This is a genomic window from Alloalcanivorax venustensis, assembly GCF_047495515.1.
GTDB classification, from domain to species: Bacteria; Pseudomonadota; Gammaproteobacteria; order Pseudomonadales; family Alcanivoracaceae; genus Alloalcanivorax; species Alloalcanivorax venustensis.
In genome coordinates this window covers 1,248,549-1,261,955 of the sequence record NZ_CP179934.1, presented here as the reverse complement: position 1 = coordinate 1,261,955, position 13,407 = coordinate 1,248,549, and the positions used below count along the sequence as shown (strand labels likewise).

General features: G+C 68.3%; 14 protein-coding genes. 7 read left to right on the top strand and 7 right to left on the bottom strand.

Annotated elements, in window-relative coordinates; translation table 11 throughout:
• Window position 1: 1 nt before the first annotated feature.
• Both ACMG4O_RS06015 and ACMG4O_RS06010 read right to left on the bottom strand, forming a co-directional pair.
• The gene (locus tag ACMG4O_RS06015) at window positions 2-907 is read right to left on the bottom strand and encodes an alpha/beta fold hydrolase (protein ID WP_194855948.1); all 906 of its coding nucleotides are present in this window, start codon (window positions 905-907) and stop codon (window positions 2-4) included.
• Window positions 908-945: 38 nt separating this feature from the next.
• The gene (locus ACMG4O_RS06010) at window positions 946-2,058 is read right to left on the bottom strand and encodes an NADH:flavin oxidoreductase (protein ID WP_414434644.1); all 1,113 of its coding nucleotides are present in this window, start codon (window positions 2,056-2,058) and stop codon (window positions 946-948) included.
• 103 nt (window positions 2,059-2,161) lie between these two features.
• Here ACMG4O_RS06010 and ACMG4O_RS06005 point away from each other — a divergent pair, with 103 nt between their 5' ends.
• Window positions 2,162-2,620: a winged helix-turn-helix transcriptional regulator gene (locus ACMG4O_RS06005; RefSeq protein WP_414434643.1), complete on the top strand. Its 459-nt coding sequence runs from the start codon at window positions 2,162-2,164 to the stop codon at window positions 2,618-2,620.
• Here ACMG4O_RS06005 and ACMG4O_RS06000 read toward each other — a convergent pair.
• The 5 genes from ACMG4O_RS06000 to ACMG4O_RS05980 all read right to left on the bottom strand — a co-directional run bounded on the left by ACMG4O_RS06000 (window position 2,581) and on the right by ACMG4O_RS05980 (window position 6,385).
• Entirely contained in the window at window positions 2,581-3,171 is a 591-nt protein-coding gene (locus ACMG4O_RS06000) for an NlpC/P60 family protein (protein WP_414434642.1), read from the bottom strand. The genes ACMG4O_RS06005 and ACMG4O_RS06000 overlap by 40 nt on opposite strands.
• Before the next feature lie 80 nt (window positions 3,172-3,251).
• The gene (locus tag ACMG4O_RS05995; protein ID WP_228548194.1) at window positions 3,252-3,914 is read right to left on the bottom strand and encodes a DUF4396 domain-containing protein; all 663 of its coding nucleotides are present in this window, start codon (window positions 3,912-3,914) and stop codon (window positions 3,252-3,254) included.
• A 114-nt stretch (window positions 3,915-4,028) separates the two neighbouring features.
• Window positions 4,029-4,703, bottom strand: a complete 675-nt coding sequence (gene rpe, locus ACMG4O_RS05990; protein ID WP_370202802.1) for a ribulose-phosphate 3-epimerase — start codon at window positions 4,701-4,703, stop codon at window positions 4,029-4,031.
• Window positions 4,704-4,712: 9 nt separating this feature from the next.
• The gene (gene murU, locus ACMG4O_RS05985; protein WP_370202800.1) at window positions 4,713-5,393 is read right to left on the bottom strand and encodes an N-acetylmuramate alpha-1-phosphate uridylyltransferase MurU; all 681 of its coding nucleotides are present in this window, start codon (window positions 5,391-5,393) and stop codon (window positions 4,713-4,715) included.
• Window positions 5,393-6,385, bottom strand: a complete 993-nt coding sequence (locus tag ACMG4O_RS05980; RefSeq protein WP_414434641.1) for an aminoglycoside phosphotransferase family protein — start codon at window positions 6,383-6,385, stop codon at window positions 5,393-5,395. Before ACMG4O_RS05980 ends, murU begins: the two co-directional genes overlap by 1 nt.
• Window positions 6,386-6,452: 67 nt before the next feature.
• Here ACMG4O_RS05980 and ACMG4O_RS05975 point away from each other — a divergent pair, with 67 nt between their 5' ends.
• The 6 genes from ACMG4O_RS05975 to ACMG4O_RS05950 are packed head-to-tail and all read left to right on the top strand — an operon-like array spanning window position 6,453 to window position 13,039.
• The gene (locus ACMG4O_RS05975; protein ID WP_194856823.1) at window positions 6,453-8,726 is read left to right on the top strand and encodes an LPS-assembly protein LptD; all 2,274 of its coding nucleotides are present in this window, start codon (window positions 6,453-6,455) and stop codon (window positions 8,724-8,726) included.
• On the top strand, window positions 8,719-10,014 hold the full coding sequence (locus ACMG4O_RS05970; protein WP_414434640.1) for a peptidylprolyl isomerase: 1,296 nt from the start codon (window positions 8,719-8,721) through the stop codon (window positions 10,012-10,014). Before ACMG4O_RS05975 ends, ACMG4O_RS05970 begins: the two co-directional genes overlap by 8 nt.
• Complete coding sequence (pdxA, locus tag ACMG4O_RS05965; protein ID WP_414434639.1) at window positions 10,011-11,006, top strand: 4-hydroxythreonine-4-phosphate dehydrogenase PdxA; 996 nt, start codon at window positions 10,011-10,013, stop codon at window positions 11,004-11,006. Before ACMG4O_RS05970 ends, pdxA begins: the two co-directional genes overlap by 4 nt.
• Window positions 11,003-11,815, top strand: coding sequence for a 16S rRNA (adenine(1518)-N(6)/adenine(1519)-N(6))-dimethyltransferase RsmA (gene rsmA / locus ACMG4O_RS05960; protein ID WP_370202795.1), 813 nt, complete (start codon window positions 11,003-11,005; stop codon window positions 11,813-11,815). The genes pdxA and rsmA overlap by 4 nt, the downstream gene beginning before the upstream one ends.
• The gene (apaG, locus tag ACMG4O_RS05955; RefSeq protein ID WP_142947304.1) at window positions 11,812-12,216 is read left to right on the top strand and encodes a Co2+/Mg2+ efflux protein ApaG; all 405 of its coding nucleotides are present in this window, start codon (window positions 11,812-11,814) and stop codon (window positions 12,214-12,216) included. Before rsmA ends, apaG begins: the two co-directional genes overlap by 4 nt.
• Window positions 12,217-12,226: 10 nt before the next feature.
• Complete coding sequence (locus tag ACMG4O_RS05950; protein WP_414434638.1) at window positions 12,227-13,039, top strand: symmetrical bis(5'-nucleosyl)-tetraphosphatase; 813 nt, start codon at window positions 12,227-12,229, stop codon at window positions 13,037-13,039.
• The last annotated feature ends 368 nt before the right edge of the window (window positions 13,040-13,407 follow it).

The following is a 13,407-nucleotide window of genomic DNA, read 5'->3' as shown; positions in this document are numbered from 1 at the left end:
TTCACACCAGGAAAGGCCGGGCGGCGTCGATCACGGCGTCCGGCGCTTCGGTCTGTGGGTAGTGGCCGACGCCGGCCAGTTCCACCACGTCCGGGTCGGGAATCAGCTCCCGGTAGCGCGCCACCATGTGGCCGCCGGACACCGGGTCCTCGGTACCGTCGATCAAACGCACCGGGATACCGCGCCGCGCCGCGTCGCGCAGGGCGCCCACCCAGCGTTCACGGTGGCGGCGCCGCTCCTCCATGTAGCGAATCAGGCGCGGCATCACCGCGCGGCCGTTACGGTGCTGCAGCAACGCCCAGTAGCCCGCCACTTCGCCGTCCGGCAGGGGCCGGGCGCAGATGTGGCGGAAGGTGGCTTCCATCTTCTCGAAGGTGAAGAACTTCACCACCAGGGGGCCGAGCGGGCTGATCAGCAGTTTCTGCAGGCGCACCGGCAGGTGGGTTTCCGGGAACAGGCCGCCGTTGAGCAGCACCACTTTGTCGATCCGCAGGCCGGGCTGTTGCCGGTCGGCGCGCTCGCCGTGGCGGGCCAGCAGCTCCTGGGTGACGGTGTCGCCGTAGTCGTGGGCCAGTATCCGGCAGCGCGCCACGCCCAGCTCGGCGAGCAGGGCTTCCACCATGTCCGCCTGGGCGAGAATGCTGTAGGGAAAGCGGCGCGGCTTGGCGCTGAGCCCAAAGCCCAGCAGGTCCATCATGATCACCCGGTAGTCGGCGGCGAACGCCGGCAGGATGTGCCGCCAGTCCCAGCTGGCGGTGGGGAAGCCGTGGATCATCACCAGCACCGGGCGGTCGGCGCCGCCCTCGTCCCGGTACCAGATGTCCTGGCCGTTCCAGTCGAAGGTGGCACCGCCGGCCCGCCAGGTCTCGATCGCCTGGAGGGCGGGCGGGTGTGGGTCAGAGGGCATCGGTGTTCTCCTTGTTATCGCCCGCGCCGTGAGTGCCGCTAGCTCAGTGAGCCCAACGCCGCCTTGGTGAACGGCTCGATCTCATCATGCTGGCCGTTGCGCATTTTGACCAGCCAGTTGGGGTCCTGCAGCAGGGCGCGGCCCACCGCGATCAGGTCGAACTCGTCCGCCGCCATGCGCTTGGCCAGGTCCTCGATGCCCTTGGGGTTGGCGTTGCCGCCGATGCCCTGGTTGTTGGCGCCGATAAAGTCGTCGTCCAGCCCCACGCTGCCCACCGAGATCACCGGCTTGCCGGTGAGCTTGCGGGTCCAGCCGGCCAGATTCAGGTCGGAGCCTTCGAATTCCGGGGTCCAGAAGCGGCGGGTGGAGGCGTGGAACACGTCCACGCCGGCGTCGGTGAACAGCGTCAAGAAGCGCTCCAGCTCTTCCGGGGTTTCCGCCAGACGCGCTTCATAATCCTGCTGCTTCCACTGCGAGAAGCGCAGCACGATGGCGAAGTCCTCGCCCACCGCGGCGCGCACCGCCTCGACGATTTCCACGCCGAAGCGGGCGCGGTTTTCCAGGGAGCCGCCGTACTGGTCGTCACGCTGGTTGGTGCCTTCCCAGAAGAACTGGTCCAGCAGGTAGCCGTGGGCGCCGTGGATCTCCACGCCGTCGAAGCCGATCTCCTTGGCGGCGCGGGCGGAATCCGCGAACGCCTGGATCACGTCCTGGATGTCCTTCAGGGTCATGGCTTCGCCGTTGGGCTTGCCGGGCTTGAACAGGCCGGACGGGGAATAACCGGGGGCGTCCTTGTCCGGGCCCACGCCGGGCCGGCGGGTGCCGCCCACGTGCCACAGCTGGGGAATGATCGCACCGTTGGCGGCGTGCACCTGGCGCACCACTTCCTTCCAGCCGTTGAGCGCCGCTTCGCCGTGGAACGCCGGCACGCTGTCGTGGCCCGGCGCGCCGGGGTGGCCCACGGTGGTGCCCTCGGTGATCAGCAGCCCCACTTCGCCCTCGGCGCGGCGCCGGTAGTAGCCGGCCACTTCCTCGGTGGGCACCTGGCCCGGCGAGAAATTGCGGGTCATGGGCGCCATCGCCACCCGGTTACGCAGCTTCAGGGATTTGCATTCAAAAGGACGGAACAAAGGGGCCAGATCAGCGCTCATTGGGGCACTCCAGACAGGGATACGATAACAGGCAATTCGGTTGCGTTTCGAAACCGTACCCATAACGGTTTCTTCTTGCAACCGTATTTGGCACACTGCCCGTATGGTCCGTAAACGATTTCCCGACACCCACTGCTCGGTGGCCCGCGCGCTCAATGACGTGGGCGACTGGTGGTCCCTTCTGGTGGTGAAAGAAGCCATGCTCGGCACTCGCCGGTTCGTGGACTTTCAGCAGAACCTGGGCATCGCCCGCAATATTCTCTGCGACCGGCTGGCGCGGCTGCTGGAGACCGGCGTGCTGATCAAGCAGGACGTGGGCGAGCACGGCACCCGCTACGAGTACCGGCTCACCGACAAGGGGCGGGATCTGTTCACGGTGATCACCGCGCTGCGTCAGTGGAGCGACCGCTGGAACGGGGAAAGCGACGGCCCGGAACTGGTCGACCGGGCCAACGGCGAACCGGTGCGGACCGTGGCGGTGCAAAGCCGCGATGGCCGCGCGCTGGACGTGCGCGCGGTGGTCTACCGGGATTCGTCGGACACCGACAGCGCCGCGGGCTGATCCTCCAGCTCGATGCGGCGCGCCTTCCAGTAACGCTCCTTCCAATAGACGTTGTTCAACGACGAGGTCATCACCCCACGGCTGGTGGAGGCGTGCAGGAAGCGCTTGCCGCCCATGTAGATGCCCACATGGCGCTGGCGGAAGCCGGTCTTGAAGAACACCAGGTCGCCGGCCTGCAGTTCGGAACGGTCCACGCGCTCCCCTTCGCGGGCCAGCTCCTCGGTGGTGCGCGGCAGGTCCACGCCGAGCTTGGACCGGAAGGTGATCTGCACGAAGGCGGAACAATCCACGCCGGCCTCGCTGCTGCCGCCAAGCCGGTACGGCACGCCGCGCCAGCGCTCCGCCTGGGCGCGCAGCAGCGGCAGCACCGGCGAGCTCTCGCCCCCGGCGCCCTGGGCGGGCACGTCGTCGCGCAGCAGCGGCGGCGGCTCGCCGCCGGCGGCACGCTCTTCCACATGGGGCGCCGGGCGGCTGGCGCAGCCGACAAGCAAGGCCGCCAGTATCAAAAGCACCGGCAGTGAGGCGCGCTGAAGAACGGGGGCAAAAAGCACGGAAACGGCGTCTCCCTGGGTTTTCGGAACAGCGTTTTGCGGACTATACCGCCGGCCGGCGGCGCCGGCCAACGCCAAAGTCAGTGGTGCCCCTGGTGTTCCATCATGTGCTTGGGGTTGTGCATGCCCTCTTTCACGCCGAAGCGGATCAGCAGCACATTGACGGGATAGGCCGCCAGCAACCCCATGGACAGGGAGATAATCAGCGCGCCCCAGAACACCGGGTCGCCGATCCGGGCGTCGCCGGCCAGCCCCGCGTTCACCGACAGGGCCACCACTTCCATCACGGTGATACTGATGGACTCCGCCACCACCGAATCCTTCAGCGCCACCCGGAACGCCTCGCCGGCCTGCATCAGCGGGCCCAGCGTAAAGGCGAAACCGATAACGTAAGCGAGCGCGAACGACACCAGGTTCACCGGCCAGCCGCTGATCGCCAGCAGCCCGGCCAGCGTCAGCACGCCGATGATTTCGCCCAGCCCGCAGCCTGAATAACAGTGGGCCACGGAGCGGAAGCTCTTGCGCCACAGGGAATCGTGGGCGATCTGGCCGCGCCCGGTGTACCAGTACACCGCCAGGCCCAGGGGGCCGGAATACAGCACCGTCAGCACCCAGGCGACCTTCATCATGCCGCCCAGGAAGGCGTTGTGGCGGCGCAGGTCCTGGATCACCCAGGCGGCGCAGGCCAGGGATATCACGGCCCAGACCGCCAGCACCGGCCAAGTCAACCACTGAGAGAGCATATCGCCTCCTTGCATTCTCGCTTCCGTCGCGGGGAGAAAGGGGCTCAGCTTCGGCGGGGGAAGGCCGGGTCCACAAGCGCGGACCCGGCATCATTACGAAATTTCACAACGGCGTCAGGCGCCGGCCAGCTCCCGGCGCAGCTCGCCGATCACCGCCGGGTAATCGTCCTTGCCGAAAATCGCGGAGCCGGCCACGAAGGTGTCGGCGCCGGCGGCCGCCACCTGGCGGATGTTCTTTTCCGAGACACCGCCGTCCACTTCCAGGCGGATGTCCCGGCCGCTGGCGTCGATCAGGGCGCGCACTTGCTCGATCTTGCCCAGGGTGCCGGGAATGAACGACTGGCCGCCGAAGCCCGGATTGACGCTCATCAACAACACCATGTCGAGCTTGTCCATCACGTACTCCAGGCACGCCGGGCTGGTCGCCGGGTTGAGCACCAGCCCGGCCTGGCAGCCGGCGTCGTGAATCAGCTGCAGAGAGCGATCCACGTGGGCGGAGGCTTCCGGGTGGAAGGTGATCATGGAGGCGCCGGCGTCGGCGAACATGCGGATCAGATCGTCCACCGGGCTGACCATCAGATGGACGTCGATGGGCGCGGTAATACCGTGCTGACGCAGCGCCTTGCAGACCATCGGGCCGATGGTCAGGTTGGGCACGTAGTGGTTGTCCATGACGTCGAAGTGGATCATGTCGGCGCCGGCGGCAAGCACCGCGTCGCACTCCTCGCCCAGGCGCGCGAAGTCGGCGGCGAGAATGGAGGGGGCGATGAAGTCGGTTTGCTTGGCCATGAAATGTCCTTAGTCAGTGTGCGGGGCGGCCAGAAAACGGTCGAGCGCCGCCAACCGTTCCGGGGTGCCGATGTCCCACCAGTGGCCGCGGTGGTGCTCGCCGCTGACCCGCTGCTGCGCCATGGCGGCGCGCAGCACCGGCGCCAGCCGGCGCTCACCGTCGTCGAGCGCGGCGAACAGGGCCGGGGCGAGCCGGGCGATACCGGCGTAGGTGAGCCGGGGCTCGGCATTATCGCTTACCCGGCCCCCGGCTGTTAAATGGAAATCGCCGCTGTCGTGGTGGGCCGGGTTGTCCACCAGCACCAGCCGCGCCAGGTCGTCGCCCACCGGCGCGTCGACCAGGGCGCTGAAATCGTAGTCGGTCCAGATGTCGCCGTTGACCAGCAGAAACGGGTCCGGCCCCAGCAACGGCAGGGCCCGGCGGATGCCGCCGGCGGTTTCCAGCGGGGTGCCTTCCCGGGACCAGCGGATCGACACGCCCAGGCGTTCGCCGTCACCCAGGTGCGCCTCCAGCCGCTCGCCCAGCCAGCCGGTGTTGATCACCAGCTGCTCGACGCCGGCGCCGCGCAGCGCTTCGATGTGGTACTCGATCAGCGGCTTGCCGCCGGCCAGCAGCAGCGGCTTGGGGGTGTGATCGGTGAGCGGGCGCATCCGTTTTCCGTAGCCGGCGGCCAGGATCATGGCGCGCATCAGGGGCACTCCCAGAGATCCAGCAGCCGCCCCAGGTCGCCCAGCTCGTCCGGGCGGCGGGCGATCACGGTGCGCAGGTAGGCGAAGAAGCGGGGCGCGTCTTCCAGGTATTTCGGCTTGCCGTCGCGGTGGCGGATGCGGGCAAAGATGCCGATCACCTTCAGATGCCGCTGGGCGCCCATCAGATCGCACCAGCGCAGCAGGTCGTCGAACGCCGCCGGCACCGGCAGCCCGGCCGCGGCGGCGCGCCGGTGGTAATCGCGCAGCCACTCCAGCACGCGCGCCTCCGGCCAGCTCAGAAAGGCGTCCTTGAACAGGCTGATCAGGTCGTAGCTGATCGGCCCGGCCACCGCGTCCTGGAAGTCGATCACCCCGGGGTTGGGGTCGCTGACCATCAGATTGCGCGGCATGAAATCGCGGTGCACGAACACCCGGGGCTGGGCCAGGGCGGACTCGATCAACGTCTCGAACACCGTCTCCAGCCGCCCGGCGGTGTCGCCGTCCGGGCGCAGGCCCCGGTGCTCGCCCAGGTACCAGTGCGGAAACAGGTCCAGCTCGCGGCGCAGCAGGGCCCGGTCATACTCGGGCAGCCCTTGGGTGTCGGCGAAGCGCTGCTGGGTGATCAGCGTCTCCAGGGCGGCGTCGAACCAGGCGTCCGCGTTGCCCCCGTCCAGGGCGGTGAGCCAGGTTTCCCGGCCCATGTCGGTGAGCAGCAGAAAGCCCTGTTCCAGGTCCTGGTGGAGAATCTCCGGCACCGCCACGCCGGCGCGGGCCAGGCGGCCGGCCACGTCCACGAAGGGCCGGCAGTCCTCCTGCTCCGGCGGCGCGTCCATGGCCACCAGGGTGCGGCCGCCGTGCCGGTAGCGGAAGTAGCGCCGGAAGCTGGCGTCGGCGGACGCCACTTCGCCGCTCACCGGCGCACCCAGCCAGTCACCGACCCATTGGTCCAGTGCCCGGCGGCGAATATCGGAGTTACCCTTCTCTGGCTGCATTGCCACCATCAATCCATTACACTGCCGCGATTGCGAAACGGCCCTTTTTACCTGTTCCGAGCAGCCGATGCCACTGCCCTCACGATTGTTTTTAACCGGCCTCGCCCTTTTGCTGGCCGGCGTCGCCGGAGCCGACGACGACCTCAATTGGGTCGACCGCGACACCATGACGAGCCTGCCGCCGGTGCAGCAGCGGCCGATTCCGGTCTGGTGCAGCGGCATCTATTACAACCCGTCCGTGGGTGTGCCGGCGGATCAGAGCGACATCATCATCACCGCCGACAGCACCAGCCTCACCGAGGACGGGCTGATCAACATGGACGGCGAGGTGCTGATCGAGCGCCCCGGCCGGCGCCTGACCAGCCAATCCGCCCTGCTCGATCAGTCCAGCGGCAAATTCGAGGTGGCCAACAGCCTGCGCCTGGAAACCGACCAGTTCACCTTCATCGCCGACGGCATGAGCGGCCAGACCCAGCGCCGCGAGGCGAGCCTCAACCGGGTCCGCTACGCGCTGTTCGGCCCGGGCGCCCGGGGCACCGCCGAGCACATTGATCTGGTGGACAATTTCACCACCATTGAGCAGGGCACCTACACCACCTGCGCGCCCGGCTCCAACGGCTGGGAACTGGGCGGCCGGCAAATCCGGCTGGACCGGGAAAAGGGCTGGGGCGAGGCCCGCGACGTGACCCTGCGCGTCAAGGGCATGCCGCTTCTGTGGCTGCCGTGGATCACCTTCCCGATCGACGAGCGTCGCAAGACCGGCCTGCTGTTCCCCACCATCAGCACCAGCGACAGCGGCGGTGTGGACCTGACCCAGCCGATCTATATCAACATCCACCCGCAGATGGACGCCACCATCGCACCGCGCCATATCGACGGCCGGGGCAGCGGCGTGGAAGGCGAGTTCCGCTACCTGTCCGACCTGGGCCAGGGCCGCCTCAGCTACGGCGTGCTGTTCAACGACAGCGAGTTCGACGGCGAGAACCGGGAGCTGGCCGCCTGGCAACACGACGGCTCGGTGGGGCGCTGGGCGCTCACCTCCGATGTGAACTACGTGTCCGACGACTTCTATTTCAAGGATCTGGATACCGGCCTGGAGGTGAGCTCCCGCACCCATCTGCCCCGGCTCGGCCAGGCCCGCTACTTCGGCCGCGACTGGCGGGCGCTGGCGCGTCTGCAATCCTGGCAGACCATCGACCCGACGCTGCCGGACGACCAGCTGCCCTACCGCCGCCTGCCGCAGCTGCAGCTGTCCGGCGATCCGGAACTGCTGGGCCCGGTGCGCGGCCTGTGGCTCAGCGACGTGACCGCCTTTGACCGCTCCGACAAGGACACCAGCAACAACCCCACCGGCGCCCGCGTGCACCTGGCCCCGGGCCTGGCGGTGCGCATGGAGGAGAGCTGGGGCTATGTGGAACCCCAGGCGCGGCTTTACCATAACCGTTACCAGCTCGACGACGCGGAAACCTCCGCCAGCGACGCCACCCTGAGCACCTGGGGCGCAAGCGTGGATTCCGGGCTGTTCCTGGAGCGCGAGACCAATCTGTTCGGGCGCGGCTACACGCAAACCCTGGAGCCGCGGCTGTTCATCAACAAACTGGCCTACGAGCAGCAGGACCAGCTGCCCAATTTCGACAGCGGCGAGCTGACCTTCTCGTACAATACGCTGTTCCGGCAGAACCGGTTCATCGGTTACGACCGCTTCGGCGACGAGGAAAAGGCGTCGCTGGGTCTGACCAGCCGCTTCCTGCGCAACGCCGACGGCCGCGAGCAGCTGCGCTTGCGCCTCGGCCAGGGCTTCTACCGGGGCGAGCGCAAGGTGCAACTGGACGGCGAACCGCCGGACGACGCCGACCAGACCCCCATGGTCGCCGACATGCGCTGGAACTTTGGGCACGATTGGTACCTCTACACGGAGGGACAATGGGATACGCACGCCAACGAGCGGCAGCGCTCCTCGATGCGCCTGGGCTATACGGATCGGGAGCGGCGGGTGTTCAACCTGGCCTTCCACGATCGTCCCGCGGACGACATCCGCCAGTCGGAGATCGCCGCCATCCTGCCGATCCACAACAACTGGCGGCTGGTGGGCCGCTGGCTCTACGACTATGAGAACCAGCGCACCGTGGAAACACTGGCGGGCGCGGAATGGCGTAACTGCTGTTGGAAAATCCGTTTGCTGAGCCAGCGGGAACTCACCGACGAAGACGGTGACACCACGCTGGAAGCGGACACCACCGTGCTACTACAGATTCAAATGACCGGGCTGGGCGGCTTCGGCGGCCGGGTGGATTCCCTGCTGGAACGCAGCATTCCCGGATACAGGAGTGAGTATGATTAGGTCTCTGGCAACCTGGTTGCTGAGCGCGACGATTTTGCTGTCCCCGGGCGTCCATGCCCAGGTGGAAATGCTCGACCGCATCGTGGCGGTGGTCAACGACGGCGTGATCATGGAAAGCGAGCTCCAGGAACGGGTGGACGAAATCGCCGCCCAGTTCCGAGGCGACAACCGCCCGCTGCCGCCCCGCGAGGTGCTGCGCGAGCAGGTCCTCGACCGGGTAATCCTGGAGCGTCTGCAGCTGCAGATGGCGGAGCGGGCCGGCATCCGCGTCGACGACGGCGCCCTTAACCAGGCGCTGTCCGGCATCGCCCGGCAGAACAACATGACCCTGCAGCAGTTCGCCGACGCCCTGCGCGCCGACGGCTACGACTGGTCCCGTTTCCGCGAGCAGGTGCGCGGCGAGATGGTGGTGTCCCGGCTGCAGCAACGCAGCGTGGCGTCCCGGGTGCGGGTCACCGACCGCGAAGTGCAACGGTTCCTGGAGTCGGAAACCGGCCGCCAGATGTTCCAGGCGGATTTCCACCTCGGCCACATCCTGGTCAAGGTGCCCGGCAACGCCAGCCCGGAACAGGTGAGCGCGGCCCAGGAAGAGGCCGAGGCCCTGGTGCGGCGCCTGCGCGACGGCGCCGACTTCGCGGAGACCGCGGTGTCCGAATCGGACGGCCCGGAGGCGCTGGAAGGCGGCGACCTGGGCTGGCGGGAAGCGGCCCAGTGGCCGAGTCTGTTCGCCGACGCGGCGATCGACATGAACAAGGGCGACATCAGCGAGCCGCTGCGCTCCGGCGCCGGCTTCCACATTCTCAAGATGATCGACCGCCGCGGCGGCGGCGCCGAGAAAGTGGTCACCCAGTACCAGGTGCGCCACGTTCTGGTGCGCGCCGACACCCTCACCAGCGAGGAGCAGGCCCGCGCGGAGATCAACCGGGTTCACGACCAGGTGGCCAGCGGCGAACTGAGCTTCGCGGAAGCGGCGGCGGAACACTCCGACGACCCGGGCAGCGGCCGCCAGGGCGGCGAGCTGGGCTGGGTCACCCCCGGCGAAATGGTGCCCGAATTCGAGCAGATGATGGTGGAAACCCCGCCCGGCCAGCTGTCACCGGTGTTCGAAAGCCAGTTCGGCTGGCACTTCCTGCGCGTGGAAGAGACCCGGGAAGCGGACATGAGCGACCAGTTCCGCGAGCTGCAGGCCCGCAAGGCGCTGCAGAAGCGCCGCTTCGACGAAGAGCTGCAAACCTGGCTGCAGGAGCAGCGCGCGGAAGCCTACGTGGATATCCGCCTGCAATCATGACGCGGCGCCCGATCGCCATCACCGCCGGTGACCCCGCCGGCATCGGTCCGGACCTGCTGGCCGCGCTGCCGGCGGCGCTGCCGGACCTGCCCCTGGTGCTGCTCGCCGACCGTGACGTACTGGCGGCGCGGGCCGCCGCGCTCAGCTTGGAACTGCCGTTGCCGGAATGGGCGCCGGGCCGGCCCGCGCCGGAGCACGGCGCCGTGCTGTGGCACTGCCCGGCCGGCGCCACCGTGACCGCCGGACAGCCGGACCCGGCCACCGGCGCCGGCACCCTGGCGATGCTGGAGCGGGCCGCCGACGGCTGCCTGGACGGCACCTTCGCCGCCATGGTCACCGCGCCGGTGGCCAAAAACATCATCTGTGACGGCGCCGACCCCGCCTTCACCGGCCACACCGAATTCCTGGCCGAGCGGGCCGGCGTCGACCAGGTGGTGATGATGCTCACCGCCGGCGACCTGCGGGTGGCGCTGGCCACCACCCACCTGCCCCTGGCGCGGGTGCCGGCGGCGATCACCGATGCCGCCCTGACGCGCACCCTGACCATCCTGCACGACGACCTGCGCCGCAAGTTCGCCCTGCCGCGCCCCCGAATTCTGGTGCTGGGGCTCAACCCCCACGCCGGCGAAGGCGGCCACCTGGGCCGCGAGGAACTGGATGTGATCATTCCCACCCTGGCGCGCCTGCGCGACCAGGGCCTGCAGCTGACCGGCCCGGTGCCGGCGGACACCGCCTTCCAACCGGACCTGCTGGCGCAACACGACGCGGTGCTCGCCATGTACCACGACCAGGGCCTGCCGGTGCTGAAATACGCCGGCTTCGGCGAGGCGGTGAACCTGACCCTGGGGCTGCCGTTCATCCGCACCTCGGTGGACCACGGCACCGCCTTCGACCTGGCCGGCACCGGCCGGGCCCGCGCCGGCAGCCTGCTGGCCGCCACCCGCCTGGCGGCGGATCTGGCCGCCCGCACCGAAGGCCAGGAGAGCCCATGAGCGAACATCGCGCCCGCAAACGCTTCGGCCAGCACTTCCTGCACGACGCCGAGATCATCGACCGGCTGGTGCGCTCGGTGGCGCCCCGCGACGGCGAGACCGTGGTGGAAATCGGCCCCGGCCAGGGCGCCCTGACGTTCCCGCTGCTGGAACAGGTGGCGCACCTGACGGTGGTGGAACTGGACCGGGACCTGATCGGCCGGCTGCGCGACCAGGTGCCGGAAGACCGCCTCACCATCCACCAGAGCGACGCCCTGCGCTTCGACTTCACCGCCCTCGCCGGGCAAGGCCCGCTGCGGGTGGTCGGCAATCTGCCCTACAACATCTCCACGCCGCTGATTTTCCACCTGCTGGCGCAGACCGGCGCCATCGCCGACATGACCTTCATGCTGCAGAAGGAAGTGGTGGAACGGCTGACCGCCGCCCCCGGCGGCAAGGATTACGGGCGCCTGTCGGTGATGGTGCAGTATCATTGTCAGGCGGATTACCTGTTTCCGGTGCCGCCCGGGGCGTTTCAACCGCCCCCCAAGGTGGATTCCGCCGTGGTGCGCCTGATTCCCTACGCCCGCCCGCCGTGGCCGGCGGATGACCCGGCCTGGCTGAGCCGGCTGGTGGCGCAGGCGTTCAGCCAGCGCCGCAAGGCGATCCGCAACAGCCTGAAAACACTGATCGCCCCGGAGGTGTTCGACACCGCCGGCATCGATCCCGGCCTGCGCCCGGATCACCTGTCCGTCGCGGACTACGTGACCCTGGCCAACGCCACCGCGCCGAAGCCGGGACCCGGAACAACCAAGGAGCCGACGCCATGACCGCCGTGGACGACACCGCCATCGATACCGACCGCTACCGCATGCAGGTCACCGTGGAAACCGAGTATCTGCCCGATCAAAGCGACGAGGACGGCCAGCGCTGGGTGTTCGCCTACCACATCCGCATCCTCAACCGGGGCGCGGTAACCGCGCGTCTGCTGACCCGTCACTGGGTGATCACCGACGGCGAGGAACGCTCCCGCGAGGTGCACGGTGAAGGCGTGGTGGGCGAACAGCCCAGCATCGCGCCGGGCCAGGAGTTTCATTACTCCAGCGGCGCCATCCTGGAAACCGAAGTGGGCACCATGGAAGGCAGTTACCAGATGATCGCCGAAGATGGCACCTGCTTCGACGCGGAAGTGCCCGCCTTCACCCTCGCCGTGCCGCGCGCGCTGCACTGAGGGGCCGGCCATGAGTACCTACGCGATCGGCGACCTGCAGGGCTGCCTGGCCCCCTTCGACGCCCTTCTCGATGAGATCGGTTTCCACCCGGACCGCGACCGGCTGCTGCTGGCCGGCGACCTGGTCAACCGCGGCCCGGACTCGCTGGGCGCCCTGCGCCGGGTGTACCAGCTGCGGGACAACGTCCGCGTGGTGCTGGGCAACCACGACCTGCACCTGCTGGCGACGTCCCACGGCCACGCCGGCCTGAAGAGCAAAGACACCCTGCAGCCGATTCTGGACGCCCCCGACCGGGATGACCTGCTGGGCTGGCTGCAGAGCCGGCCGCTGCTGGTGGAGGTGCCCGAATTCCAGGCGGTGATGACGCACGCCGGCCTGCCGCCGCTGTGGCGGCTGGACGAGGCCCGCGCCCGCGCCCTGGAAGTGGAAACCGTGCTGGCGTCGCCGGACAAGGCCGAGGCGTTCTTCGCCAACATGTACGGCAACAGCCCCGCCGGCTGGCACGACGGCCTGGAAGGCACCGACCGCTGGCGGGTGATCACCAACTATTTCACCCGCATGCGCTTCGTCAACGACGCCGGCGAGCTGGACCTGGGCAGCAAGGGCGAGCCGGATCAGCCACCGCCCGGCTTTATGCCCTGGTTTGAGCACCCGCAACGCCGTGAAAGGGACGTCCGCGTGCTGTTCGGCCACTGGGCCGCCCTGGAGGGCCGCACCAGCACCGCCGGGGTGGAAGCCCTGGATACCGGCTGCGTCTGGGGCGGCTGCCTGACCGCCCTGCGCCTGGAGGACGGCCGCCGCTTTCAGTGCGCCTGCCACTGACCCCGCCCGGCGGCGCCCTCTTCGCGCGTTATTAACGCGCCCGCCACAATTGGTTTATTTATAAAAAAAGTTCCCGCCGGAAAAATTTTTTGCTTTTGACTTGGCTTTCGTTTTAGCGCCATGCTAGAACCGAAGTGATTCGATTCCGCCCGCTTAAGCCGCCGGCGCCAGCCCGCCGGCCAGGAGCGTCCGAATGCGTCAGGCGTGGACCCTTAGTCTCCTTTTTCGTGCCGCCGACCGGCACCGGGGCCCGCTTTTACCCTTTTCCCGTTCGTTCCACTTGCGATTGGAACGAAACTCGCATGGTTTTTCCCCGAACACCGTTTTCACACGTATCGCCATCCGTACTTGTCTCGCGGCACACCGCA